A 24,535-nucleotide genomic window follows, 5' to 3' on the forward strand; every position below is an offset into this window, starting at 1 on the left:
TGGATTCACATGGAGTAAAAGTTGGATTTGGATATCAATAATAAAGTGGAATATTAAACGTTTGTTGGTTGTTTTACATATGGATTTGTAAGGTCCATACCTTCTAAGGAAAGACCCATCGCTTTAGCGACACCTTCACCATATGCTGGGTCAGCTAGATAGCAGTGAAGGATGTGACGGCGTTTGATGAATTCTTCAACAGAAGCCATATCGTTCGCGGTATTTTCAAATAAGCGTTGCTGCTCTTCCGAAGTCAATAGACGGAATAGTTTACCTGGTTGTTCAAAGTAATTATTATCGTCTTCACGGAAATCATGAATACCTGCATGACCATCAATACGTAATTCAGGCTCTTTATGGTCTAAATTATGCTCCCACTCACCATAGCTATTTGGTTCATAGCTTAATGTCGAACCAAGATTGCCATCAAAGCGCATTGCTCCATCTCGGTGGAAAGTACGGAATGGACATTTTGGTGCGTTGACAGGAAGCATATAGTGGTTTACACCAAGACGATAGCGTTGGGCATCCGCATATGCAAAGATACGACCTTGTAACATTTTATCTGGTGAGAAGCTGATGCCAGGAACAATGTTAGATGGTGCGAATGCAGCTTGTTCAACTTCTGCAAAGTAGTTGTCTGGATTTTTGTTTAACTCGAATTCACCTACAGGAATTAATGGGAAGTCTTTTTTATACCATACCTTTGTTAAATCAAATGGGTTGTATGGTAGCTCACGAGCTTGTTCCTCTGTCATTACCTGAATGTACATTTTCCATTTAGGGAAATCGCCTTTTTCAATTGCTTCATATAAATCACGTTGTGAAGATTCGCGGTCTTGACCAATAATCTCATTAGCCTCGGCACCAGTTAAGTTCTTAATGCCTTGCTCTGTACGGAAGTGGAATTTAACCCAAACACGTTCATTATTAGCATTGATAAAGCTATACGTATGAGAACCAAATCCGTGCATATTACGGTAACCAGCTGGAATACCACGGTCAGACATAACAATTGTCACTTGGTGAAGTGCTTCAGGTAATGAAGTCCAGAAATCCCAGTTAGAGTTGGCATTTTTCATATTTGTACGTGGGTCACGTTTTACCACATGGTTTAAATCTGTAAAGTGTAACGGGTCGCGGAAGAAGAATACAGGTGTATTGTTCCCTACTAAATCCCAGTTTCCATCTTCTGTATAGAATTTAAGGGCGAAGCCACGAATATCTCGCTCTGCATCTGCTGCACCACGCTCACCCGCTACTGTAGAGAAACGTGCGAACATTTCAGTTTTCTTGCCGATCTCGGAGAAGATTTTCGCTTTAGTATATTGTGAAATATCATGCGTTACAGTAAAAGTACCAAATGCACCTGAGCCCTTTGCGTGCATACGACGTTCTGGAATTACTTCACGGTTGAAATTTGCTAGTTTTTCAACTAACCATACATCCTGAAGTAAAAGTGGGCCACGTGGACCTGCTGACATAGAGTCATGGTTACTTACTACTGGAGCACCACCTGCTGTTGTAAAGCGACGGCTACGATCATTTGCGTTTGTCATATTAGTTTACCTCCTGAAAAAAATGTGAGTCAAACTCTTCGTCTATAACTATAACAAATATAAAATAGAATTGCTAGTACATTATAATAATTATCGTTAAAGAATTTTTATATTTAAGTATAAACTATAAATATATGCGCTAGACATAGGGTTTATACATAGTTTTTAACTTAAATTTATTTTATTTAATCTCAATTTTATAGATAATTGTCATATTAAGATCAAGATAATGACATCATGATAAAATCTTTATTGAAAATATAATCAACTAATTGAAAATTATTTTAATCAATCTTTTAATTTTTTCTATATCGGTTAGGCGTAATACCAATTTGTTGCTTAAATAATTTTATGAAATAATTTGGGTCATCAAAACCGTTTAAATGAGCGATTTCGCTAATAGCAAAATCTGTTTCTCGCAGCATTTTTGTGGCATGATGAATTCTTACTTGCTGTAAATAGCGCTTAAATGGCAAGCCTTGTTTTCTTGAGAAAATTGTACTTAAATAATTGGGGCTTATTCCAAGCTTATGAGCGACAAAGGGAAGAGACAGTGCGCTATCTTTAAATTGTTGATCAATTATTTCTATAGCTAGTTCAACATAATCAGCTCGTTTCTCTATTCGAGCTTCCCTTGCTAACTCAATTAATGTCTGCGTGAAAGAAATAATCCCATTGAGTATCGTATAAAATATAGGATGCTCAATGATTAAATGAAATAGCTGACGGTAGTGTTGTTCGATAACCGCTTTTTCATGTAATTTATATTTCAGCATAAAGCGTCTAATTTGTGCTAAGACACTCGTCAAATGAATGCGTAAATCGTCTTGCTCATAATATATGCCTTCATTAGAAAGCCGATATAAAAATGTTTTAACGGCCTCTAGGTTTCCATCTTCCAAACTACTTATTAGTAATTGTTGCTCTTCTGGTGTCAGTAAGGGATCAAAGGGCTGAGTTTCATATTGTTTGCTCGCATAAAAAATATGGCCAAAGCCCTCATAAAAACTTTGATGTAGTGCACGCTTTGTTAATGTATACATAGTTTTAATGGTTGTAGGTGTTCCATCATATATGCCGATATTTAAAGAACTATTACTAATCAAACGCCATTCCTTCATAAGTGTACGTACATCTTTTTCCACAATCCTTATATCATTTGTTTGAAAAAGACATACGATTCTATTAGATAGAGGGTAGGTTTTCATATGAAAGTGAATCGGTGTTTGTTGAAGCCAATTGTAAAGCTTATTGAAGGTTTCAGTATGCTCGGGTTCAATCATTGTGAAATGTAATGTTGTCTCAATTGAACTTGATTTATTATCTAAAAATAATTGATTATAAAAGGAATCGTTTGTAGTCTCTTGAGCATCTTCTGTAATCTGTGGTGTGCGAAGAGAAATGGTTGTGAGTTTTTTCTTTAATAGCTCTAAATCAATAGGCTTCACAAAAAGATGAGCCACTTGTAAATCAATTGCCTTCAAAGCATTTTTAAATAATGGCTCAGTTGTCATTGCTAAAATGGCACCAGAAAGCTTTTGTATATCGCGATAAAGAGCTGCTAAGCGATTATTAGGAAATATATCGATATTTAACAGTATGGCATCAGGTTCAAATTGTCTAATGCTATGAGACACCTCTGAAATACTTGTACACATTTCAATAAAAACATCTCCAGGGAAATATGTATGTAAAAACCACTTTATTCCTGCTAGATCGGTTGGATCGCGATCAATTAATAACAGCTTCATACCATCAGCCCTTCTTAAAATATTCTAGTTTCATATAAAAGTACGGTTATATTAATAAAAATAACATAGTAATCTGAAAAAAGTCTTGTTTTCTCTATTAAAATTCTCTATATTCTGAAAAAGGTAGTTAGTACAATGTAAATAGAGTAATTGATCATCAGCAGAAGCCAACTTTTGTTATGAAAACGCTTAAAAAGTTTGAGACTGATGTTTTCATATTACGAAAATATGAATGAAGATAATTTATTTACATAGCCATATAGGGAATAGGGGGATGTCATGTGAAGTCAATCATCGAGCTTGATGGCAATACATTAACAAGACAACAAATAGAGGAAATCGTGAAGGGGCAAGCAACAGTTGCACTTGCTACAGAGAGTTTGGAACGTATTCGTTTAAGTAGAGAGCGTATCGAAAAGCGTTTAGCTGAAGGCCAAACAATTTATGGTGTGAATACAGGGTTTGGTAAACTCAGCAATATAAAAATTGAAGAAGAAGACATTGAGCTATTGCAGCTAAATTTATTACGATCAGATGCAACCGGTGTTGGTGAACCATTCCCAACAGATGTTGTACGTGCAATGATGGTGCTACGTGCCAATGCTTTGGCCAGAGGATTTTCTGGCATTCGTGAGGAAACTGTCCAACTATTATTGAATCTTATTAATAAAGGTGTTCATCCAATTGTTCCGTCACAAGGTTCAGTAGGAGCGAGTGGTGATTTAGCGCCTTTATCACATTTGGCATTAGTGTTAGTGGGAGAAGGAAAGGCTGAGTTTAACGGAGAAATCATGAGTGGTAGTGACGCGCTAAAGCAAGCAGGATTAACCCCTGTTAGACTTCAAGCTAAAGAGGGGCTAGCATTAGTTAACGGTACACAAGCTATGACGGGTATAGGTGTATTAACGGTCAATGAAGCTGAACGAATCGGTCTTGCAGCGGATATGGCTGCTAGCTTAACACTGGAAGCTTTAAAGGGCATTACCTCGGCATTTGATCCAGCACTTTTAGCAGTAAGACCACATCCAGAGTTAGAACTAGTGGGCGGGCGTATTCGTAAGTGGCTCGATGGCAGTAAACGTGTGACAAAGCAGGGTGAAATTCGCATGCAGGATGCTTATTCACTACGTTGTATACCGCAAGTACATGGTGCTTCTTGGCAGTCATTTTTCTACGCACAGGACCGTGTTCAAACTGAAATGAATGCAACAACTGATAATCCAATCGTTTTAGAAAGCGGGGAGGTTTTATCGGGTGGGCATTTCCATGGACAGCCAATAGCCTTGGCAATGGACTTTTTGAAAATAGGTGTATGTGAGTGGGCCAATATTTCAGAACGACGTACAGAACGTATGGTAAACCCTCAACTTAATGAAGGGCTGCCACCGTTTCTAGCAACAAACCCTGGGATTGAATGTGGGCTTATGATTGCTCAATATACAGCAGCCTCTATTGTCTCAGAAAATAAAGTTTTAGCACATCCTTCGAGTGTGGATTCTATTCCTACATCAGGTAACCAAGAGGATCATGTAAGTATGGGAACAACTTCGGCACGTCAAGTACGTCAGATTGTTCACAACGCTGCTCGCGTTATAGCTATCGAATTGATTTGTGCATCACAGGCTATTCATTTAGACAAGGCAGAAGAGCAATTATCTCCTACTACAAGTAAATTCTTAAAGAAAGTGCGAGAATTTTGCCCACCATTATTAGCCGATCAACCAATTGGCGATGAAATTGAAGCATTGGCGAAATATTTACTATCAAGTAATGATTTAGTAAATGAGTATGTGTAAATTAGTTTAAATTTTGATATGAAAGAGCAAAGGCGTCGCTCGGTTATACACCGAGTAGCCTCTGCTTTGAAAATATTTATATGTATTCAAGTCTGAATATTCAGTTATTAATAGCTTTAGACAGCAACATTCACATTTTTTTATAGGAAAAGGAGCGTGTTTTTAATGGTATTTAAGACAGATATTCGTGCACCACGTGGAAATGAACTAACATGTAAGGGATGGACACAGGAAGCAGCAATGCGTATGTTAATGAACAATCTTGACCCAGAGGTGGCAGAGAATCCAGATGAACTGATAGTTTATGGGGGTATTGGTAAGGCTGCTCGTAACTGGGAAAGCTATGAACAAATCATTGCATCTTTGAAAGAATTAGAGAATGATGAGACTCTATTAATCCAATCTGGAAAGCCAGTAGCTGTATTCCGTACACATGAGCATTCCCCTCGAGTGTTGATTGCCAACTCAAACCTTGTACCAGCATGGGCAAATTGGGATCACTTTTATGAATTAGAAGAAAGAGACTTAATGATGTATGGCCAAATGACTGCTGGGAGTTGGATTTATATTGGTGCTCAAGGAATTTTACAAGGAACTTATCTGTCCTTTGTAGAAGCAGGCAAAAAGGTATTTGGCACTGCTGATTTACGTGGTAAGTTCATCCTTACAGGTGGTATGGGCGGTATGAGTGGTGCACAGCCATTAGCAGGGAAAATGGCTGGTGCTGTAATCTTAGTCGTTGAAGTTGAACGTGCTCGCATTGAACGTAAAATCAAAGAAGGTTACTGTGATTATATTGTAGAAACTGTAGATGAAGCAATTGCATTAGTTAATAAATTACGTGACCAAAATGAGCCAGCATCTATTGGCCTTGTTGGTAACTGTGCTGATGTTAATCGTGAGTTGTTGAATCGTGGAATTATTCCAGATTTTGTGACAGACCAAACATCTGCACATGATCCGATTAATGGTTATGTACCTAATGGTATGACCTTTGAAGAAGCGCTAAAACTTCGCAAAGAGGATGTAAAAACATATGAGCGTAAAGCAAAAGAAACAATGGCAGAGCATGTTCGTACAATGCTAGAGTTCCAAGAGGCAGGCGCAGAAGTATTTGATTATGGGAATAACATTCGTGCCTATGCCAAAGAAATGGGTGTGACAAATGCCTTTGATTTCCCAGGCTTTGTACCAGCGTATATTCGTCCGTTATTCTGTGAAGGAAAGGGCCCATTCCGTTGGGCGGCGCTTTCAGGAAACCCTGAGGATATATATAAAACAGATGCACTGGCAAAAGAGATGTTTGCTGAAGATGAGGGTCTAGTCAATTGGATTGATATGGCACAAAAAATGGTGAAATGGCAAGGGCTACCTGCACGCATTTGCTGGTTGGGTTATGGTGATCGTCATCGTTTTGCATTAAAGGTCAATGAAATGGTTGCAAATGGTGAATTATCAGCACCAATTGTCTTTGGTCGCGATCACTTAGATTCAGGTTCTGTAGCATCACCAAATCGTGAAACAGAAGGGATGCTAGATGGTTCGGATGCGGTATCGGATTGGCCACTTTTAAATGCTCTTGTTAATACTGCGAGTGGTGCAAGCTGGGTAAGCGTACACCATGGTGGTGGTGTAGGAATGGGTTATTCACAGCATGCAGGTCAAGTCTTAGTAGCAGATGGATCAGAGCTTGCCGCTGAAAAAATTGCACGTGTATTAGTTTCAGACCCTGGAATGGGCGTTGCTCGTCATGCTGATGCAGGCTACGATATTGCTATCAATACAGCAAAAAACAAAGGTGTCCATATACCAATGTTAAAGGGTGATGTGAAGTGACCATTCTAATAAAAAATGCAAATGAAGTAATTACCTTGAAAAGTAATGTACAAGGACCACGTACAAAAGAACAAATGCAGGAAATTGCAGTAATAGAATATGGCAGTGTTCTAATTGAAGAAGAGCGTATTGTAGCAGTAGGAGCGTATGAGCAACTAGAAGCTGACTTCCCAGAATTAATAAAGAAGGCAGAAACGATTGATGCTACTGGTAAGATTGTTATGCCTGGCTTAGTGGATTGTCATACACATTTGGTGCATGGTGGAACACGCGAGCAAGAGTTTAATATGAGATTAAATGGTTCTACCTATATGGAAATCATGAATGCAGGCGGTGGCATTCATGCTACAACAAAGCGTACACGAGAAACAAGCTTTGATGAATTATATGTAAAAACGATGCAGCATTTAGATGTATTTTTAAAGCATGGTGTAACAACAGTTGAAGCAAAATCAGGGTATGGCTTAGACTGGGAAACGGAAAAGAAACAGCTAGAGGTCGCAAAAGAATTACAAGCTGCACATCATATTGATGTCATTAGCACGTTTATGGGAGCCCATGCAGTTCCTCGTGATTATAAGGGGCGTGAGGATGAATTTGTGGATGTGGTGGTCAATGAGATGCTGCCAAAAGTAGCAGAACTAGAGCTGGCTGAATTTAATGATGTATTTTGTGAAAAAGGCGTCTTTACACCCGAACAATCCCGACGCATTTTAGAGGCTGGAAAAGCACTAGGCTTAACCCCAAAAATACATGCGGATGAAATCGAACCTTATCAAGGCGCCGAGCTGGCTGCGGAAGTAGAGGCCATTTCTGCGGAGCATTTGTTAGTTGCTTCTGATAAAGGAATTCGAAAAATGGCTGAAGCGGGTACAATTGCTGTATTGCTGCCAGGTACTGCATTCTTTTTACGTGCACCTTTTGCAAGAGGGCGTCTAATGATTGACGAGGGAGTGCCTGTGGCGATATCAACAGACTTTAACCCTGGGTCATCCCCAACAATGAGCCTACCCTTCATTATGAATTTAGCTTGCATGCATATGGGTATGACATTGGAGGAAGTATTAACGGCAACAACAATTAATGCAGCATATGCCCTAAATCGAGGCGAGCAAATTGGTTCCCTTGAAGCACATAAAAAAGCTGACGTACTTATCCTTGATGTTGCTAATTACAAGCAACTGCAATATTTCTACGGCATGAATCATACACATACAGTAATCAAAAATGGGCAAGTTGTTGTACAAAACGGAATTCTGCTGAAAGATCTATAATAATAATGGGCATAAATAAGGCGGAGTAGCTTTATTTATGCTTTTTTTATAAATTAGTTGCAAATGCTTTGATGAAAGATTATAATTCTAATAAATAGTAATTATCGAATTACAAATTACCTGAACCTTGTAATTATAGAAGGGGTTATACAATGACAAAATTTCGTACCGAAGAAGAAGTGCTTGCACATTATGATTCTTCAAAATATCAAACACCTGATGGATATACCGCAGATATTGCTATTTTTACAATTACCTCAGAGAAAACAGAGGAAAAAGCACCGCCAAACATGACGCTAAAGATTATGTTAATTAAGCGTGCTACTAGGGATGCTGAAGGAAATCCCAATATTGAAGGAGGAAAATGGGCACTTCCTGGGGGCTTTGTAGATGCAAATCAAAAAGAAACTGCCTTTATCGCAGCAAAGAGAGAATTAAAAGAAGAAACAAATGTAGAAGGTTTACATGTTCAACATTTTGGTGTTTATGATGAGATCGATCGAGATCCACGTGGTTGGATGATTTCAAATGCATTTTATGCCATTGTTCCTGAGACATATATTGAGCAACGTCAAGCGAATGATGATGCAGACGATGTAGAACTGTTTGATATAGAAAGTGTATTTACGCTTCCATTAGCTTTCGATCACCGAAAAATCATTTCCGATGCGTTGCATTTTATTAAAAGGGATATGATTCAGACAACTGTTGCTAAAAACTTTTTACCACAAGAGTTTACATTATCAGAATTGCAACGAGTACTTCTAACAGTTGGAGAAGATCCACGAATCTCTAACGATTCCGTATTCTTTACAAAAGCACCTAAATTACCATTTATCGAAAAAGCATTGGATGAAGAAGGAAAACCAAAGAAAACAAAAAGAAATTCGTTCCGGCCTTCCCAGCTCTATACATTTAATGATTTCGAAATGGTAGAGTCTATATATCATTAGGAAAGATCCGTCTTTCCTGATTATTTTAAAGAAAGTAATTTGTAATTTAAGTATTACTAATTAAAAACTGGAGTGATGAAATGATGAAAAAGAGTGCATTAATTAATATTGATTATACAGTGGATTTCGTAGCAACGGATGGGGCTCTTACTTGCGGAGAGCCTGGGCAATTGCTCGAACGTGCAAATGTTGATTTAACAAAGGAGTTTATTAAGAGGGGGGATTTTACAGTATTTGCGATAGATGTTCATGAAAAGGGAGATGTTTATCATCCAGAAACAAAGCTATTCCCACCTCATAATATTCGTCATACAGAAGGTAGAGAGTTATATGGTGCATTAAACTCATTATATGAAGAAAATAAAGACCAAGATTTCGTCTATTACATTGATAAAACGCGTTATTCTGCTTTTGCAGGAACAGATTTAGAATTGAAATTGCGTGAAAGAGGAATTGCTGAGCTGCATTTAATCGGCGTTTGTACAGATATTTGTGTTCTTCATACAGCAGTAGATGCTTATAATAAAGGGTTCGATATCGTCATTCATAAAAATGCTGTCGCCTCCTTTAATGAAGCAGGACATGAGTGGGCGTTAAATCATTTCGAGCATACTCTAGGTGCCACTATTATTTGACATGAATGGAGGGGAAAATATGAAATATGTAGATGATAGTTTCATGTTACACACGGATCTATACCAAATTAATATGGTTCAAACTTATTGGCAAGATGGTGTTCATCAACGTAAAGCTGTTTTCGAACTATATTTTAGAAAGCTTCCATTTGGCAATGGCTATGGAGTTTTCGCTGGATTGAAAAAAGTGATTGAGTTTATTAATAACTTTGGTTTCTCTCAAAGCGATATTCAATATTTACGAGAAGAGGGGAAGTATCCCGAGGAATTTCTTGAATACCTAAAAGAACTTAAATTTACAGGGACAATTAAGGGGATGAGAGAGGGAGAATTGGTCTTTGCAAACGAGCCTATCCTGCGAATTGAAGCACCATTAGCAGAGGCTCAATTAATTGAAACGCCGTTGTTAAATATCGTTAATTACCAAACACTGATTGCGACAAAAGCTTCACGTATCAAACAAGTGACGGGTGAGGATGTTGTAATGGAATTTGGAACCCGCCGCGCACATGAATTTGATGCTGCTATTTGGGGAACTCGTGCTGCTTATATAGGTGGATTCTCTGCAACAAGCAATGTAAGAGCAGGAAAATTATTTGGTATTCCTGTGTCAGGAACACATGCCCATGCGATGATTCAAACCTATCGAGATGAATATACTGCGTTTAAAAAATACGCAGCAGCCCATAAAGACTGTGTTTTCCTAGTAGATACTTATGACACACTACGTTCTGGTGTTCCTAATGCTATCCGCGTAGCGAAGGAGCTAGGGAATCAAATTAATTTTATTGGTATCCGTTTAGACAGTGGAGATTTAGCCTATCTCTCAAAACAGGCAAGGAAAATGCTAGATGATGCAGGATTTACTGCAACTAAAATTATGGCTTCGAATGATTTAGATGAATATACAATTATGCATTTAAAGTCACAAGGGGCGCAAATTGATGCTTGGGGAATCGGAACTAAGCTGATTACAGCCTATGATCAAGCAGCTCTTGGTGGAGTATACAAATTAGTTTCGATAGAAAACGAAAGTGGAGAACTAGTTGATACCATTAAAATTTCAGCAAATCCTGAGAAAGTGACTACACCTGGACGTAAACGTGTTTACCGTATTATTAATGCGGAGAATGGTCATGCTGAAGGAGATTATATTGCGTTAGATAATGAAAATATACAGCAAGAAGAAAGATTGAAAATGTTCCACCCTATTCATACGTATATTAGTAAATTTGTTACAAATTTTACGGCGAAAGAGTTACATGAAAGTATTATAGAAAATGGAAATATTGTTTATGAGGAGCCAACTATTCAAGAAATACAAAAATATGTACAGGAAAACTTACATTTATTGTGGTGTGAGTATAAACGAACAATGAATCCTGAAGAATATCCAGTCGATTTAAGTCAAGTATGTTGGGACAATAAAATGGCAAGCATACAGGCAATAAAAGAAAAGGTTTCACAACGTATTTAAAAGTAACTGCTAGGAGGTAGATACGATGGCGAGAATAGGTATTTATGGTTCATCATTTGATCCCATTACCAATGTCCATCTTTGGACAGCAAGCACTGTAGCACATCGGTGTAAGTTAGATAAGGTTATTTTTTTGCCTTGTTCAAATAAACGCAAAGATAAAACCATCAAAACAGCTGATACACATCGTTGGAATATGCTTCAGTTAGCTATTGCTAAGGATGATCGTTTTATCGCAGATTCCTATGAGATGGATCAAGAAGGCTGGAATATCTACACATATGACACTATGAAATACTTTAGAGAGAAGAACCCAGAGGATGAGGTGCATTTTATTATGGGTGCTGATTTACTAGTGGATATTGGTGCAGGTTTATGGAAAAAGGGCGACGCATTAGTAGCGGAGAATAAATTTATTGTAATGGCACGACATGGCATTGATATGCTATCAACCATTAGTCGTTCTCCGATTTTAAGAAATAATGATGATGGAAGATTTCATCTTATAGATAAAGGGCTAGCGATGGAAATTAGCTCTACCTATATTCGAGAAGAATTTGCAATGGGAGGAGAACCGAGATACCTCTTGCCTACTGCTTGTTACAACTATATTAAAGAACATCATCTTTACCAAAAATAAAATAGTGAAGCTATCATTATAAGTGTGGATGACTACCACACTTATTTTAATTTTGAAAAGATGGTGAATTTTATCATATAGAGCTCAGGGTAAGCTATAATAAAAATAGTAATGAAGTACAATTTTTTGCTGTCAATTTTTAATAATGATTAATGTTAGAAAGGAATTCATGAATGTGCAGCTTACATTAACATTTCTTATTTTAGGAGCAACAATTTTCGCATTTGTGACCAATAAAATACGAGCAGATCTTGTAGCAATTGTGTCACTATTAGCATTTGTCATTATGGATATTTTGACGCCCGCGGAGGCATTAGCTGGTTTTTCAAACTCTGTAGTTTTAATGATTGCAGGGTTATTTGTCGTGGGTGCAGGGATTTTACGTACGGGCCTGGCAGGCATGGCGGGGCAACTCTTACTAAAATGGTCAGGCAATAGTGAGCTGAAGTTATTTGTGCTACTGCTTATTATTGTAGGGTCGGTTGGTGCATTTATGAGTAATACGGGTACTGTCGCCTTAATGATGCCAATCGTTGTAAGTATAGCAATAAGTATGAAAGTCAGCCCTTCTAAATTTCTACTACCACTCTCCTATGTAGCAAGTCTTTCTGGTCTGATGACACTGATTGCGTCCCCAACCAATTTAATTGTCAGTCAGTTATTGGTTGATCGAGGCTATAACAAACTTGGCTTTTTTGAAGTAACTCCTATTGGTATCGTGGGGATGATTGCTGGCATTTCCTATTTAGTACTTGTAAGAAATATTTTATTACCAAAGGATCAAAACCGTACACAGACTAATGAAGGCTATAAACTTTCACCGAAAAAAATTATTAAACAATATGATTTAAATAATCGTCTATTTAAAATCTCCGTTCCTGAGGAGTCACCTATTATTGAAACATCGTTAGCGGAATTAAAACTACCAGCTAAGTATATGCTTTGTATGATGAAAATTCATCGGAAATCACAGGAGGGCATTAATTTACTACCGATGACTTATCAAGAAATGGCAGGACCAACTAGTGTCATTCATGCCAAGGATGAGTTATATGTTCAAGGAGAAATAGAGGATATTCGGCGTTTTGTTGAGGATTATCATCTTGAGATGCAAGGATTAGTTGAAGGAGAAGCCGATGAATTAGTATCGAAGCATCTGGGTATTGCAGAGGTATTGCTTACCCCAAATTCGAGCTTTATCAATGAAACGGTTAGTTCCCTTGGGTTCCGGGAAAAATACAATCTAAATATCATTGGTATTAATCGTAAGGGTGGTTACAAGCTTCAGGATATGGTGTCTCACAAATTAAAATTTGGGGACGCAATATTAGTACAGGGAGCATGGGATGAAATTCTTTTGTTAGCAAGAGAAACGCAAGATGTCGTGGTTGTAGGACAGCCGAAAGAACACGCAAGTGTGGCAGCAGCTACAGGCAAAGCTGGAATTGCGGGGATTATTATGTTATTCATGATTATTTTGATGGCATTTGAAGTTTTCCCTGCTGTCATTTCTGTGATGATTGGTGCTGTACTTATGATTTTAACAGGCTGCTTGAGAAACATGGAAGATGCCTATAGCAATATGAATTTTGAAAGTATTGTGTTAGTGGCTGCCATGTTACCAATGGCGACAGCGTTAGAAAAAACAGGGGGCATGACCATTTTATCTGATGGTATTATTAATGCTTTAGGTGGTTTCGGACCATACGGTGTACTCATAGGAGTTTATATTTTGACAGCTATTTTCGGTCAATTTATTAGTAATACGGCAACTGCTGTATTGTTTGCACCCATTGCAATGAGTGCAGCCATTGCAATGGAGGTTAGTCCCACAACATTTATGATTGCAGTCGCAGTTGCAGCAAGTATGGCATTTGCTACGCCAATTGCTTCCCCTACGAATGCACTGGTAATGACGGCGGGGGGCTATAAATTTATGGATTTCGTAAGAATAGGGGTTCCGTTACAGCTTGTTATGTTTATTGTGATGATGATAGCCATCCCGTTCTTTTTCCCATTTTAAAAACTCGGTTTCTTTACCGAGTTTTTTGTTTTTTAAAAGATCTATTATTTTTTTGTAGGAAATTATGATAAAATTATTTTCTAGTTCATGGTCTAATATTGAACTAGCTTGTGAATAGATTTTATAGTTATTAATATAGGAAGTTTTACTCTGGTAATAAAAATAATAAAGTTTTTTATTAAAAAGTGTTGACCTTTTAAAAATAAGGGTGTAGTATTATACAAGTCGCCAGGGTGACACGCTAAAATAAAGCAAAACATGAACCTTGAAAACTGAACAAGCAAAACGTAATCAATAAAGTTTTAAGTAGCTAGTTTTGCTAGTGAACAAAACAAAAATTTTGGACATCAAACATGATGCCAGCAAAATTTGAGCTAATCAAATTTCTTTTATGGAGAGTTTGATCCTGGCTCAGGACGAACGCTGGCGGCGTGCCTAATACATGCAAGTCGAGCGAACAGAAAAGGAGCTTGCTCCTTTGACGTTAGCGGCGGACGGGTGAGTAACACGTGGGCAACCTACCCTATAGTTTGGGATAACTCCGGGAAACCGGGGCTAATACCGAATAATCTCTTTTGCTTCATGGTGAAAGACTGAAAGACGGTTTCGGCTGTCGCTATAGGATGGGCCCGCGGCGCATTAGCTAGTTGGTGAGGTAACGGCTCACCAAGGCGACGATGCGTAGCCGACCTGAGAGGGTGATCGGCCACACTGGGACTGAGACACGGCCCAGACTCCTACGGGAGGCAGCAGTAGGGAATCTTCCACAATGGGCGAAAGCCTGATGGAGCAACGCCGCGTGAGTGAAGAAGGTTTTCGGATCGTAAAACTCTGTTGTAAGGGAAGAACAAGTACAGTAGTAACTGGCTGTACCTTGACGGTACCTTATTAGAAAGCCACGGCTAACTACGTGCCAGCAGCCGCGGTAATACGTAGGTGGCAAGCGTTGTCCGGAATTATTGGGCGTAAAGCGCGCGCAGGCGGTCCTTTAAGTCTGATGTGAAAGCCCACGGCTCAACCGTGGAGGGTCATTGGAAACTGGGGGACTTGAGTGCAGAAGAGGAAAGTGGAATTCCAAGTGTAGCGGTGAAATGCGTAGAGATTTGGAGGAACACCAGTGGCGAAGGCGACTTTCTGGTCTGTAACTGACGCTGAGGCGCGAAAGCGTGGGGAGCAAACAGGATTAGATACCCTGGTAGTCCACGCCGTAAACGATGAGTGCTAAGTGTTAGGGGGTTTCCGCCCCTTAGTGCTGCAGCTAACGCATTAAGCACTCCGCCTGGGGAGTACGGTCGCAAGACTGAAACTCAAAGGAATTGACGGGGGCCCGCACAAGCGGTGGAGCATGTGGTTTAATTCGAAGCAACGCGAAGAACCTTACCAGGTCTTGACATCCCGTTGACCACTGTAGAGATATAGTTTCCCCTTCGGGGGCAACGGTGACAGGTGGTGCATGGTTGTCGTCAGCTCGTGTCGTGAGATGTTGGGTTAAGTCCCGCAACGAGCGCAACCCTTGATCTTAGTTGCCATCATTTAGTTGGGCACTCTAAGGTGACTGCCGGTGACAAACCGGAGGAAGGTGGGGATGACGTCAAATCATCATGCCCCTTATGACCTGGGCTACACACGTGCTACAATGGACGATACAAACGGTTGCCAACTCGCGAGAGGGAGCTAATCCGATAAAGTCGTTCTCAGTTCGGATTGTAGGCTGCAACTCGCCTACATGAAGCCGGAATCGCTAGTAATCGCGGATCAGCATGCCGCGGTGAATACGTTCCCGGGCCTTGTACACACCGCCCGTCACACCACGAGAGTTTGTAACACCCGAAGTCGGTGAGGTAACCTTTTGGAGCCAGCCGCCGAAGGTGGGATAGATGATTGGGGTGAAGTCGTAACAAGGTAGCCGTATCGGAAGGTGCGGCTGGATCACCTCCTTTCTAAGGATTATTTCGGAATACAAACCTTGGGTTTGTAAGATTACGTTTTGCGTTCAGTTTTGAAGGTTCATTCTATCTGAATGAAACACTTCAAAACTTGTTCTTTGAAAACTGGATAAAACGACATTGAAATTGTAACAAACACATTTATTTTTTAAGTTTTTTTATAGGCTTAATAACTTGGTTAAGTTATTAAGGGCGCACGGCGAATGCCTTGGCACTAGGAGCCGAAGAAGGACGGCACTAACACCGATATGCTTCGGGGAGCTGTAAGTGAGCTTTGATCCGGAGATTTCCGAATGGGGGAACCCACTACGTTTAATCGCGTAGTATCTTGACGTGAATACATAGCGTCTTGAAGGCAGACCCAGGGAACTGAAACATCTAAGTACCTGGAGGAAGAGAAAGAAAAATCGATTCCCTGAGTAGCGGCGAGCGAAACGGGAAGAGCCCAAACCAAGAGGCTTGCCTCTTGGGGTTGTAGGACACTCTATACGGAGTTACAAAAGAGCGAGTTAGATGAAGCGACTTGGAAAGGTCCGCCAGAGCAGGTAAAAGCCCTGTAGTCGAAAGTTCGTTCTCTCCTGAGTGGATCCTGAGTACGGCGGAACACGTGAAATTCCGTCGGAATCCGGGAGGACCATCTCCCAAGGCTAAATACTACCTAGTGACCGATAGTGAACCAGTACCGTGAGGGAAAGGTGAAAAGCACCCCGGAAGGGGAGTGAAAGAGATCCTGAAACCGTGTGCCTACAAGTAGTTAGAGCCCGTTAATGGGTGATAGCGTGCCTTTTGTAGAATGAACCGGCGAGTTACGATTACGTGCAAGGTTAAGCTTTAGAAGGCGGAGCCGCAGCGAAAGCGAGTCTGAATAGGGCGAAATAGTACGTGGTCGTAGACCCGAAACCAGGTGATCTACCCATGTCCAGGGTGAAGGTGAGGTAACACTTACTGGAGGCCCGAACCCACGCACGTTGAAAAGTGCGGGGATGAGGTGTGGGTAGCGGAGAAATTCCAATCGAACTTGGAGATAGCTGGTTCTCTCCGAAATAGCTTTAGGGCTAGCCTCGTGATGAGAATACTGGAGGTAGAGCACTGTTTGGACTAGGGGGCCATCCCGGTTTACCGAATTCAGACAAACTCCGAATGCCAGATATTTATACACGGGAGTCAGACTGCGAGTGATAAGATCCGTAGTCAAAAGGGAAACAGCCCAGACCACCAGCTAAGGTCCCAAAGTAATCGTTAAGTGGAAAAGGATGTGGCGTTGCACAGACAACCAGGATGTTGGCTTAGAAGCAGCCATCATTTAAAGAGTGCGTAATAGCTCACTGGTCGAGTGACGCTGCGCCGAAAATGTATCGGGGCTAAACGATTCACCGAAGCTGTGGATTGACATCTACGATGTCAGTGGTAGGAGAGCGTTCTAAGTGCGTTGAAGTCAGATCGGAAGGACTGGTGGAGCGCTTAGAAGTGAGAATGCCGGTATGAGTAGCGAAAGACGGGTGAGAATCCCGTCCACCGTATGACTAAGGTTTCCTGAGGAAGGCTCGTCCGCTCAGGGTTAGTCGGGACCTAAGCCGAGGCCGATAGGCGTAGGCGATGGACAACAGGTTGATATTCCTGTACCACCTCCTCACCGTTTGAGAAATGGGGGGACGCAGTAGGATAGGGTAAGCGCGCCGTTGGTTGTGCGCGTCCAAGCAGTAAGGCGTGTGTGTAGGCAAATCCGCACACTGTAACGTTGAGCTGTGATGGCGAGTCCGTATGGACGAAGTTCCTGATTTCACACTGCCAAGAAAAGCCTCTATCGAGGTGAGAGGTGCCCGTACCGCAAACCGACACAGGTAGTCGAGGAGAGAATCCTAAGGTGTGCGAGAGAACTCTCGTTAAGGAACTCGGCAAAATGACCCCGTAACTTCGGGAGAAGGGGTGCTCTTGAGCGTGCAAGCGCATGAGAGCCGCAGTGAATAGGCCCAGGCGACTGTTTAGCAAAAACACAGGTCTCTGCAAAACCGTAAGGTGACGTATAGGGGCTGACGCCTGCCCGGTGCTGGAAGGTTAAGAGGAGTGGTTAGCGCAAGCGAAGCTGCGAATTGAAGCCCCAGTAAACGGCGGCCGTAACTATAACGGTCCTAAGGTAGCGAAATTCCTTGTCGGGTAAGTTCCGACCCGCACGAAAGGCGTAACGATCTGGGCACTGTCTCAACGAGAGACTCGGTGAAATTATAGTACCTGTGAAGATGCAGGTTACCCGCGACAGGACGGAAAGACCCCGTGGAGCTTTACTGTAGCCTGATATTGAATTTTGGTACAACTTGTACAGGATAGGTAGGAGCCAGAGATCTCGGAGCGCCAGCTTCGAAGGAGGCGTCGGTGGGATACTACCCTGGTTGTATTGAAATTCTAACCCATGCCCCTTAGCGGGGCAGGAGACAGTGTCAGGCGGACAGTTTGACTGGGGCGGTCGCCTCCTAAAAGGTAACGGAGGCGCCCAAAGGTTCCCTCAGAATGGTTGGAAATCATTCGTAGAGTGTAAAGGCACAAGGGAGCTTGACTGCGAGACCTACAAGTCGAGCAGGGTCGAAAGACGGGCTTAGTGATCCGGTGGTTCCGCATGGAAGGGCCATCGCTCAACGGATAAAAGCTACCCCGGGGATAACAGGCTTATCTCCCCCAAGAGTCCACATCGACGGGGAGGTTTGGCACCTCGATGTCGGCTCATCGCATCCTGGGGCTGTAGTCGGTCCCAAGGGTTGGGCTGTTCGCCCATTAAAGCGGTACGCGAGCTGGGTTCAGAACGTCGTGAGACAGTTCGGTCCCTATCCGTCGTGGGCGTAGGAAATTTGAGAGGAGCTGTCCTTAGTACGAGAGGACCGGGATGGACACACCGCTGGTGTACCAGTTGTCTTGCCAAAGGCATCGCTGGGTAGCTATGTGTGGACGGGATAAGTGCTGAAAGCATCTAAGCATGAAGCCCCCCTCAAGATGAGATTTCCCATTACGCAAGTAAGTAAGATCCCTCAAAGACGATGAGGTAGATAGGTTCGAGGTGGAAGTGTGGTGACACATGGAGCTGACGAATACTAATCGATCGAGGACTTAACCAAAAAAGTTTGAAACATTCAATGTATCGTTTATCCAGTTTTGAAAGAGCAAATCTTTCAATTAAATACAAAGTCTAGTGATGATGGCAAAGAGGTCACACCCGTTCCCATACCGAACACGGAAGTTAAGCTCTTTAGCGCCGATGGTAGTTGGGGGCTTCCCCCTGTGAGAGTAGGACGTCGCTTCGCTTATTTTTTGTGGAGGATTAGCTCAGCTGGGAGAGCACCTGCCTTACAAGCAGGGGGTCGGCGGTTCGAGCCCGTCATCCTCCACCATTTTGGTCCCGTGGTGTAGCGGTTAACATGCCTGCCTGTCACGCAGGAGATCGCCGGTTCGATCCCGGTCGGGACCGCCATTATTATTGCCGGTGTAGCTCAGTTGGTAGAGCAACTGACTTGTAATCAGTAGGTCGTGGGTTCGACTCCTATCGCCGGCACCATTCCCTTGGAGGGGTAGCGAAGTGGCTAAACGCGGCGGACTGTAAATCCGCTCCTTAGGGTTCGGCGGTTCGAATCCGTCCCCCTCCACCATTTTAGGGGCATAGTTCAACGGTAGAATAGAGGTCTCCAAAACCTTTGGTGTGGGTTCGATTCCTACTGCCCCTGCCAGGTATTGAGGTACTCGTTCATAATACAGCTAATATAATCTATATAGTGGCGATTGTGGCGAAGTGGTTAACGCATCGGATTGTGGTTCCGACATTCGTGGGTTCGATTCCCATCAGTCGCCCCATTTTAAAATTGGGGTATAGCCAGGCGGTAAGGCAACGGATTTTGATTCCGTCATGCCTAGGTTCGAATCCTAGTACCCCAGCCATTTTTAATTTCACGAGCCATTAGCTCAGTTGGTAGAGCATCTGACTTTTAATCAGAGGGTCGAAGGTTCGAGTCCTTCATGGCTCATCATTTTTTAATTAACATGCGCCCGTAGCTCAATTGGATAGAGCGTCTGACTACGGATCAGAAGGTTATGGGTTCGACTCCTGTCGGGCGCGCCAATAAAATCATGTTTACGGAATGTAGCTCAGCTTGGTAGAGCACTTGGTTTGGGACCAAGGGGTCGTAGGTTCGAATCCTGTCATTCCGACCATCTTTCATGATAAATGGGGCCTTAGCTCAGCTGGGAGAGCGCCTGCCTTGCACGCAGGAGGTCAGCGGTTCGATCCCGCTAGGCTCCACCATTGTAATATTTTTGGAGGTATACCCAAGTCTGGCTGAAGGGATCGGTCTTGAAAACCGACAGGCGGGTAACACCGCGCGGGGGTTCGAATCCCTCTACCTCCTCCATTTTTCGGGTCAGTAGCTCAGTTGGTAGAGCATTAGATTGAAGCTCTAAGTGTCGGCGGTTCGATTCCGTCCTGACCCACCATTATTGCGGGTGTAGTTTAATGGTAAAACCTCAGCCTTCCAAGCTGATGTCGTGAGTTCGATTCTCATCACCCGCTCCAAAATGGGCCTATAGCTCAGCTGGTTAGAGCGCACGCCTGATAAGCGTGAGGTCGATGGTTCGAGTCCATTTAGGCCCATATTATTCCGAAGTAGCTCAGTTGGTAGTAGCACCTGACTGTTAATCAGGTTGTCGCAGGTTCGAGTCCTGCCTTCGGAGCCACGGCCCGTTGGTCAAGTGGTTAAGACACCGCCCTTTCACGGCGGTAACACGGGTTCGAATCCCGTACGGGTCATCAAGCATGTAGCACAGATGTGTGTTACATGCTTTTTTCTATTCTCCTGTTCGTTAAACGATAAAAGATAATGCAATAGCAGAAAAAGATCTATTTGCAAGGTGAGGGACTGAATTTCATTCCCCTAGCATCTTACTATGGGCTCCTATAAACCGTTTCACTTACCACGTACACTTCCATGGTCAATACTTTTGTGAAGGCTGCTTGACTTCTCTAGTATAGCGATACAGGCGAAATCCTGCCCAGAGAATTTGTGAAACTGGTTCTGCTCTATGCGAAAGCGAAGCACCAGCAGCAAGTAAGTAGCCCAGAACGAATAGCTTTTTCACCATTTACAAAAATTCTATTGATTTCTTTGTTCTACAACCCCCTGAAAAAGGCTACATGACTACTGTAGCCTTTTTATAATAATTAATATCTTTCTCCCTTACATTCTCTTACGAAAGAGAGTCTATAGAGTAAATATGAACAAACTATTTCATATATAAAATATGTATGTTTTTTCAATTACTATTTTCATGGTGCTTGTTGTTTTGTTCCTCTAATATGAGGATAAGTGGAGGAATCGATATGAATATACAGGAGATACAGCAATTTTTAAGTCTATATCAGACAGAACAAAATGAATCAGAACTTTGGTTAAAGAATAGATTACAGGCAGTTAAGGATGCAGGTGAATATCACCCAACAACAGAGGAGCTAGTTTTTGGCGCACGGGTGGCATGGCGAAATAGCAATAAGTGTATTGGACGTCTGTTTTGGCAGTCACTGCATGTGGTAGATGCACGTGATGTTTTAGATGAAAAGGCTATTTTTCAAAAATTACTAGAACATATTGATTATGCGACAAATCATGGGAAAATTCGTCCAACTATAACAGTGTTTGCTTCAGATAGAGTACGGATTTGGAATCATCAACTAATTCGTTATGCAGGCTATGAAACAGATGCAGGCATTATTGGAGATTCACAGTCCATTAAATTTACAAAAGTGTGTGAGTCGTTAGGATGGAGAGGTAAAGGAACTGATTTTGATGTATTACCACTCGTTATACAGGTGGATAATCGTGCTCCTCAAATGTTTGTAATTCCTGAAGAAAATATAGTAGAGGTCTCAATCCGTCATCCAGAGTCAATCGATATGGAGAAATTAGGAATGAAGTGGTATGCCGTACCTATTATTTCGAGTATGCGTTTTCAAATGGCTGGAATTGATTTTCAAGCAGCTCCATTTAACGGCTGGTATATGGGAACAGAGATTGGTGCACGAAATTTAGCAGATCATGATCGTTATAATATGTTACCTGCAATTGCAGAGATTTTTAATCTTGATACAACCAAACAAGCGTCTCTTTGGCGTGATCGTGCTTTAGTAGAACTTAATATTGCTGTTCTTCACTCATTTAAAGAAGATGGTGTGAGCATTGTTGATCATCATACAGCAGCTCAGCAGTTTAAATTGTTTGAGGAGGCAGAAAAATCAACAGGAAGAGAAGTTACAGGCAACTGGACATGGTTAATCCCACCACTTTCCCCTGCCACAACTCATATATTCCATAAACCCTATGTAAATATTTATCATACACCAAATTATTTTTATCAAAAACCATGCTATTAGTGTAAAAGAATTGTTTACTTTCGATACTTTTGATGAGAGAGGGCTTACTATGTTAGATCAGCAAATTCCCAATATCCCATGGAGACAATTGACGACACCTTATGGTAGAGGTACAGCCATTCCTAAGCTGATAGAACAGGAGCAATACACACAGCTAGCTGAATTAATTGAACATCAAGGAACACTGTGGCAGGTGACACCATGGGTTTTGCTTGTCCTGCTAAAAAAGCTTACTCGTAAAAAATTAGAGGCTGTCTCCTTACAAGAGGTACAGTTATATTTAGCTGTGGCACATGCTATTACCAAGGATTATCTCGACCCAGTCAATACTGTTAAAAATATGCAGGAGCTATTAGACGTCAACTATTTGTGGATAGAAAATGAGGATAATGATGAACAGGAGTGGGAGAAAGAAACGCCAAAGGGCTATGAGGAGCAAGCTTTTGTAGGCTATTACTATTATAGTTATATGCTTTTACAAGAGGCTGTTCCTATTTTTTCTACTATAACAGCTCGTCATAATGAAGCATCAGAATGCCTTGCTGAATTGCTAACATTACTCCGCAATCCGACAATTAAGTAATGTTTAAACACTATAGAAATAGAGCAGATGGAGGAATCTAATCCACCTGCTTTATTTAATTTTAATGCACATACTCATCCTTAGAGGCTCTCATTGAGCAAAAGAAGAGTAACATTGCTACAACGACAAAGAGCCATCCCGCAATATTCCAGCCACCAAATAAATCATGCAAGTAGCCAAAAAGAATAGGACCGATTGCGGCAAATAAATAACCCAAAGATTGTGCAAAGCCTGATAAATCTGCTGCTTCAAATGCAGTACGAGTCCGGAGAGTGAAGAACATCATTGCTAGGGCGAATGAAGAACCACCTGCTAACCCTAGAAGAACCATCCACAGTACCCCAAGACTTGTCCATTCCATGACAACCCCAACAAAGCCTACTAAATAGAAGGATGTAAACATCAATACAAGTGGGCGTTGAGAAGTCATTTTACCAGCAATAATAGGCACTGCTAAGGCCATTGGTACTTGTGAGAATTGCATGATTGAAAACATCCAGCCAGCTTTATCAGGTGCTAAACCTTGAGCAATATAGATCTCAGGTATCCAAGCTGCTGTTGTGTAGAATAATAAAGATTGTAAACCCATTGCCCCTGTGACAGCCCAAGTAACAGGTGATTTCCATAAAGGTGTACTGGTCTTCTTAGATGTAGTAACTGGTTCCGGTTTATTTGATTTTAGTTGAGGTATCCAAATTAAGATTGTAATTAGAACGAGTATGAGTGCAATGGAAAGTGCACCTTGCCAGCCTAACGATGAATTAGCTATCGGATAGCTAATACCAGCACCAAGGCCAGCAGTAAAATTCATGGACATGGTGAAAAACGCCATTAATAAACCCACATGATAGGGAAATTTCAACTTCAGTAATCCTGGAATTAGTACATTTCCAAAAGAAATGGCTACGCCAATTAACACAGTACCCAATAGAAGTAATTCTGTAGTACCAAGTGAACGTAGGACAATTCCTAAAGCCAAGAGAAAAGTGGATAAAAATAATGTTAGCTCAAGCCCTAGTTTGCGTGCTACAACTGGTGCAAATGGAGATATAACAGCAAAAGCCAGCAATGGTATCGTTGTTAGAAAGCCTGCCAAAACATTAGATATTCCAAGATCTTCACGGATAAAGGATATAATTGGGCCAACAACAGTTAGTGGCATTCGTAATGTAGAGGCTATAAAGATAACTCCAAAGACTAAAAGTAAGGTTGTTCCTTTCCAGCTAATTTTTTTACTTGGAAAACTAGTGGAATGATCATTTGTAGTCAAAATAAAATCCCCCCTAATAATAACCATTCTAATTGAACTACTATAACACTTTATCACACTATTAAAAATAGTAGAAGATTCATAAAATACAGAACATTTGTGGTTGTATTGAAATGTCTATGGTCTTATGTTAGTATAATAAACATCATAAATTTAATAATTATATGCCTCATGTTTGTATTGAGGTAGAGGTCGCGATATTTATAAGTATGCTAATTGAAATGACAAGCATTGATGAAATTAGTTGAAAGGAAATATTGCCGAAGTGTGAGGGGACTTGAAAACCTCATGCTGGGGCTGTCTCCGAAAGGAACAGAACTGTCACGTTTGCACAACGTGTTGAGCTATCATGTAGGAAAACTGAGGATTAACGTAGCCATCACAGTGTATAT

13 protein-coding genes, 17 tRNA genes, 3 rRNA genes and 1 riboswitch are annotated in these 24,535 nt (G+C 41.3%); of the genes, 30 read left to right on the forward strand and 3 right to left on the reverse strand.

Translation table 11 applies throughout. The annotated features are described in order from the left end of the window. Nucleotides 1–53 precede the first annotated feature (53 nt). Together MKY76_RS01225 and MKY76_RS01230 are read right to left on the reverse strand one after the other, a co-directional pair. A complete protein-coding gene (locus MKY76_RS01225) occupies nucleotides 54–1,559 on the reverse strand; it encodes a catalase (RefSeq protein ID WP_048390717.1) in 1,506 nt (501 codons plus the stop codon). A 296-nt stretch (nucleotides 1,560–1,855) separates the two neighbouring features. After that, a complete protein-coding gene (locus MKY76_RS01230; protein ID WP_048390716.1) occupies nucleotides 1,856–3,310 on the reverse strand; it encodes a response regulator transcription factor in 1,455 nt (484 codons plus the stop codon). Between the two features lie 281 nt (nucleotides 3,311–3,591). Between MKY76_RS01230 and hutH the strand changes: the two genes are divergently transcribed. From hutH to MKY76_RS01380, 30 genes are all read left to right on the forward strand, one after another. After that, nucleotides 3,592–5,106, forward strand: coding sequence for a histidine ammonia-lyase (gene hutH, locus MKY76_RS01235; protein ID WP_269897473.1), 1,515 nt, complete (start codon nucleotides 3,592–3,594; stop codon nucleotides 5,104–5,106). Between the two features lie 165 nt (nucleotides 5,107–5,271). Then, nucleotides 5,272–6,942 carry a urocanate hydratase gene (hutU, locus tag MKY76_RS01240; protein WP_342557282.1) on the forward strand — a complete coding sequence of 557 codons (1,671 nt, stop codon included), beginning with the start codon at nucleotides 5,272–5,274 and terminating at the stop codon, nucleotides 6,940–6,942. Beyond that, nucleotides 6,939–8,216, forward strand: coding sequence for an imidazolonepropionase (gene hutI, locus MKY76_RS01245; protein WP_257962136.1), 1,278 nt, complete (start codon nucleotides 6,939–6,941; stop codon nucleotides 8,214–8,216). Before hutU ends, hutI begins: the two co-directional genes overlap by 4 nt. Before the next feature lie 152 nt (nucleotides 8,217–8,368). Further along, the gene (locus MKY76_RS01250) at nucleotides 8,369–9,169 is read left to right on the forward strand and encodes an NUDIX domain-containing protein (RefSeq protein ID WP_048390712.1); all 801 of its coding nucleotides are present in this window, start codon (nucleotides 8,369–8,371) and stop codon (nucleotides 9,167–9,169) included. A gap of 80 nt (nucleotides 9,170–9,249) precedes the next feature. Continuing rightward, nucleotides 9,250–9,804: an isochorismatase family cysteine hydrolase gene (locus MKY76_RS01255; RefSeq protein ID WP_342557283.1), complete on the forward strand. Its 555-nt coding sequence runs from the start codon at nucleotides 9,250–9,252 to the stop codon at nucleotides 9,802–9,804. A gap of 19 nt (nucleotides 9,805–9,823) precedes the next feature. Beyond that, nucleotides 9,824–11,281 (forward strand): nicotinate phosphoribosyltransferase, encoded by a 1,458-nt coding sequence (locus MKY76_RS01260; protein ID WP_048390708.1) that lies wholly within the window; start codon nucleotides 9,824–9,826, stop codon nucleotides 11,279–11,281. A 25-nt stretch (nucleotides 11,282–11,306) separates the two neighbouring features. Further along, nucleotides 11,307–11,921, forward strand: a complete 615-nt coding sequence (gene nadD, locus MKY76_RS01265; RefSeq protein WP_048390705.1) for a nicotinate-nucleotide adenylyltransferase — start codon at nucleotides 11,307–11,309, stop codon at nucleotides 11,919–11,921. A gap of 169 nt (nucleotides 11,922–12,090) precedes the next feature. After that, on the forward strand, nucleotides 12,091–13,944 hold the full coding sequence (locus tag MKY76_RS01270) for an SLC13 family permease (RefSeq protein ID WP_048390703.1): 1,854 nt from the start codon (nucleotides 12,091–12,093) through the stop codon (nucleotides 13,942–13,944). A gap of 388 nt (nucleotides 13,945–14,332) precedes the next feature. Next, nucleotides 14,333–15,884: ribosomal RNA gene (locus tag MKY76_RS01275) — 16S ribosomal RNA — on the forward strand. 182 nt (nucleotides 15,885–16,066) lie between these two features. Further along, nucleotides 16,067–18,994, forward strand: a 23S ribosomal RNA gene (locus MKY76_RS01280). A gap of 70 nt (nucleotides 18,995–19,064) precedes the next feature. Then, nucleotides 19,065–19,180 (forward strand): 5S ribosomal RNA (gene rrf, locus MKY76_RS01285). Together the 16S, 23S and 5S rRNA genes with 17 tRNA genes alongside form the textbook arrangement of a ribosomal RNA operon. Nucleotides 19,181–19,191: 11 nt before the next feature. Next, nucleotides 19,192–19,267: transfer RNA gene (locus tag MKY76_RS01290), tRNA-Val, on the forward strand. A gap of 4 nt (nucleotides 19,268–19,271) precedes the next feature. Then, a tRNA-Asp gene (locus MKY76_RS01295) sits at nucleotides 19,272–19,347 on the forward strand. 8 nt (nucleotides 19,348–19,355) lie between these two features. Then, nucleotides 19,356–19,431: transfer RNA gene (locus tag MKY76_RS01300), tRNA-Thr, on the forward strand. 7 nt (nucleotides 19,432–19,438) lie between these two features. Further along, a tRNA-Tyr gene (locus MKY76_RS01305) sits at nucleotides 19,439–19,522 on the forward strand. A gap of 4 nt (nucleotides 19,523–19,526) precedes the next feature. Continuing rightward, nucleotides 19,527–19,600, forward strand: a tRNA-Trp gene (locus MKY76_RS01310). Between the two features lie 48 nt (nucleotides 19,601–19,648). Further along, nucleotides 19,649–19,724: transfer RNA gene (locus MKY76_RS01315), tRNA-His, on the forward strand. 9 nt (nucleotides 19,725–19,733) lie between these two features. Then, a tRNA-Gln gene (locus tag MKY76_RS01320) sits at nucleotides 19,734–19,808 on the forward strand. A gap of 13 nt (nucleotides 19,809–19,821) precedes the next feature. After that, nucleotides 19,822–19,894: transfer RNA gene (locus tag MKY76_RS01325), tRNA-Lys, on the forward strand. 18 nt (nucleotides 19,895–19,912) lie between these two features. Beyond that, nucleotides 19,913–19,989: transfer RNA gene (locus MKY76_RS01330), tRNA-Arg, on the forward strand. Nucleotides 19,990–20,004: 15 nt separating this feature from the next. Beyond that, nucleotides 20,005–20,081, forward strand: a tRNA-Pro gene (locus MKY76_RS01335). A gap of 15 nt (nucleotides 20,082–20,096) precedes the next feature. Further along, nucleotides 20,097–20,172 (forward strand) — tRNA-Ala (locus MKY76_RS01340). Between the two features lie 13 nt (nucleotides 20,173–20,185). Beyond that, nucleotides 20,186–20,278, forward strand: a tRNA-Ser gene (locus tag MKY76_RS01345). A gap of 6 nt (nucleotides 20,279–20,284) precedes the next feature. Further along, a tRNA-Phe gene (locus MKY76_RS01350) sits at nucleotides 20,285–20,360 on the forward strand. Nucleotides 20,361–20,365: 5 nt separating this feature from the next. Continuing rightward, nucleotides 20,366–20,439 (forward strand) — tRNA-Gly (locus MKY76_RS01355). Between the two features lie 4 nt (nucleotides 20,440–20,443). Then, nucleotides 20,444–20,517, forward strand: a tRNA-Ile gene (locus MKY76_RS01360). 6 nt (nucleotides 20,518–20,523) lie between these two features. Beyond that, nucleotides 20,524–20,600 (forward strand) — tRNA-Asn (locus tag MKY76_RS01365). Nucleotide 20,601: 1 nt separating this feature from the next. Continuing rightward, nucleotides 20,602–20,673: transfer RNA gene (locus MKY76_RS01370), tRNA-Glu, on the forward strand. A 570-nt stretch (nucleotides 20,674–21,243) separates the two neighbouring features. Next, entirely contained in the window at nucleotides 21,244–22,290 is a 1,047-nt protein-coding gene (locus MKY76_RS01375) for a nitric oxide synthase oxygenase (protein WP_342557284.1), read from the forward strand. 49 nt (nucleotides 22,291–22,339) lie between these two features. Further along, nucleotides 22,340–22,873: a hypothetical protein gene (locus MKY76_RS01380; RefSeq protein WP_342557285.1), complete on the forward strand. Its 534-nt coding sequence runs from the start codon at nucleotides 22,340–22,342 to the stop codon at nucleotides 22,871–22,873. Between the two features lie 61 nt (nucleotides 22,874–22,934). Here the strand turns inward: MKY76_RS01380 and MKY76_RS01385 are convergent, their stop codons facing one another. Beyond that, a complete protein-coding gene (locus MKY76_RS01385) occupies nucleotides 22,935–24,143 on the reverse strand; it encodes an MFS transporter (protein WP_048391934.1) in 1,209 nt (402 codons plus the stop codon). A gap of 178 nt (nucleotides 24,144–24,321) precedes the next feature. After that, nucleotides 24,322–24,498: riboswitch (Lysine riboswitch) on the forward strand. Nucleotides 24,499–24,535 lie beyond the last annotated feature (37 nt).

This window comes from Lysinibacillus sp. FSL P4-0201 (assembly GCF_038593425.1).
Taxonomy (GTDB): domain Bacteria; phylum Bacillota; class Bacilli; order Bacillales_A; family Planococcaceae; genus Lysinibacillus; species Lysinibacillus capsici.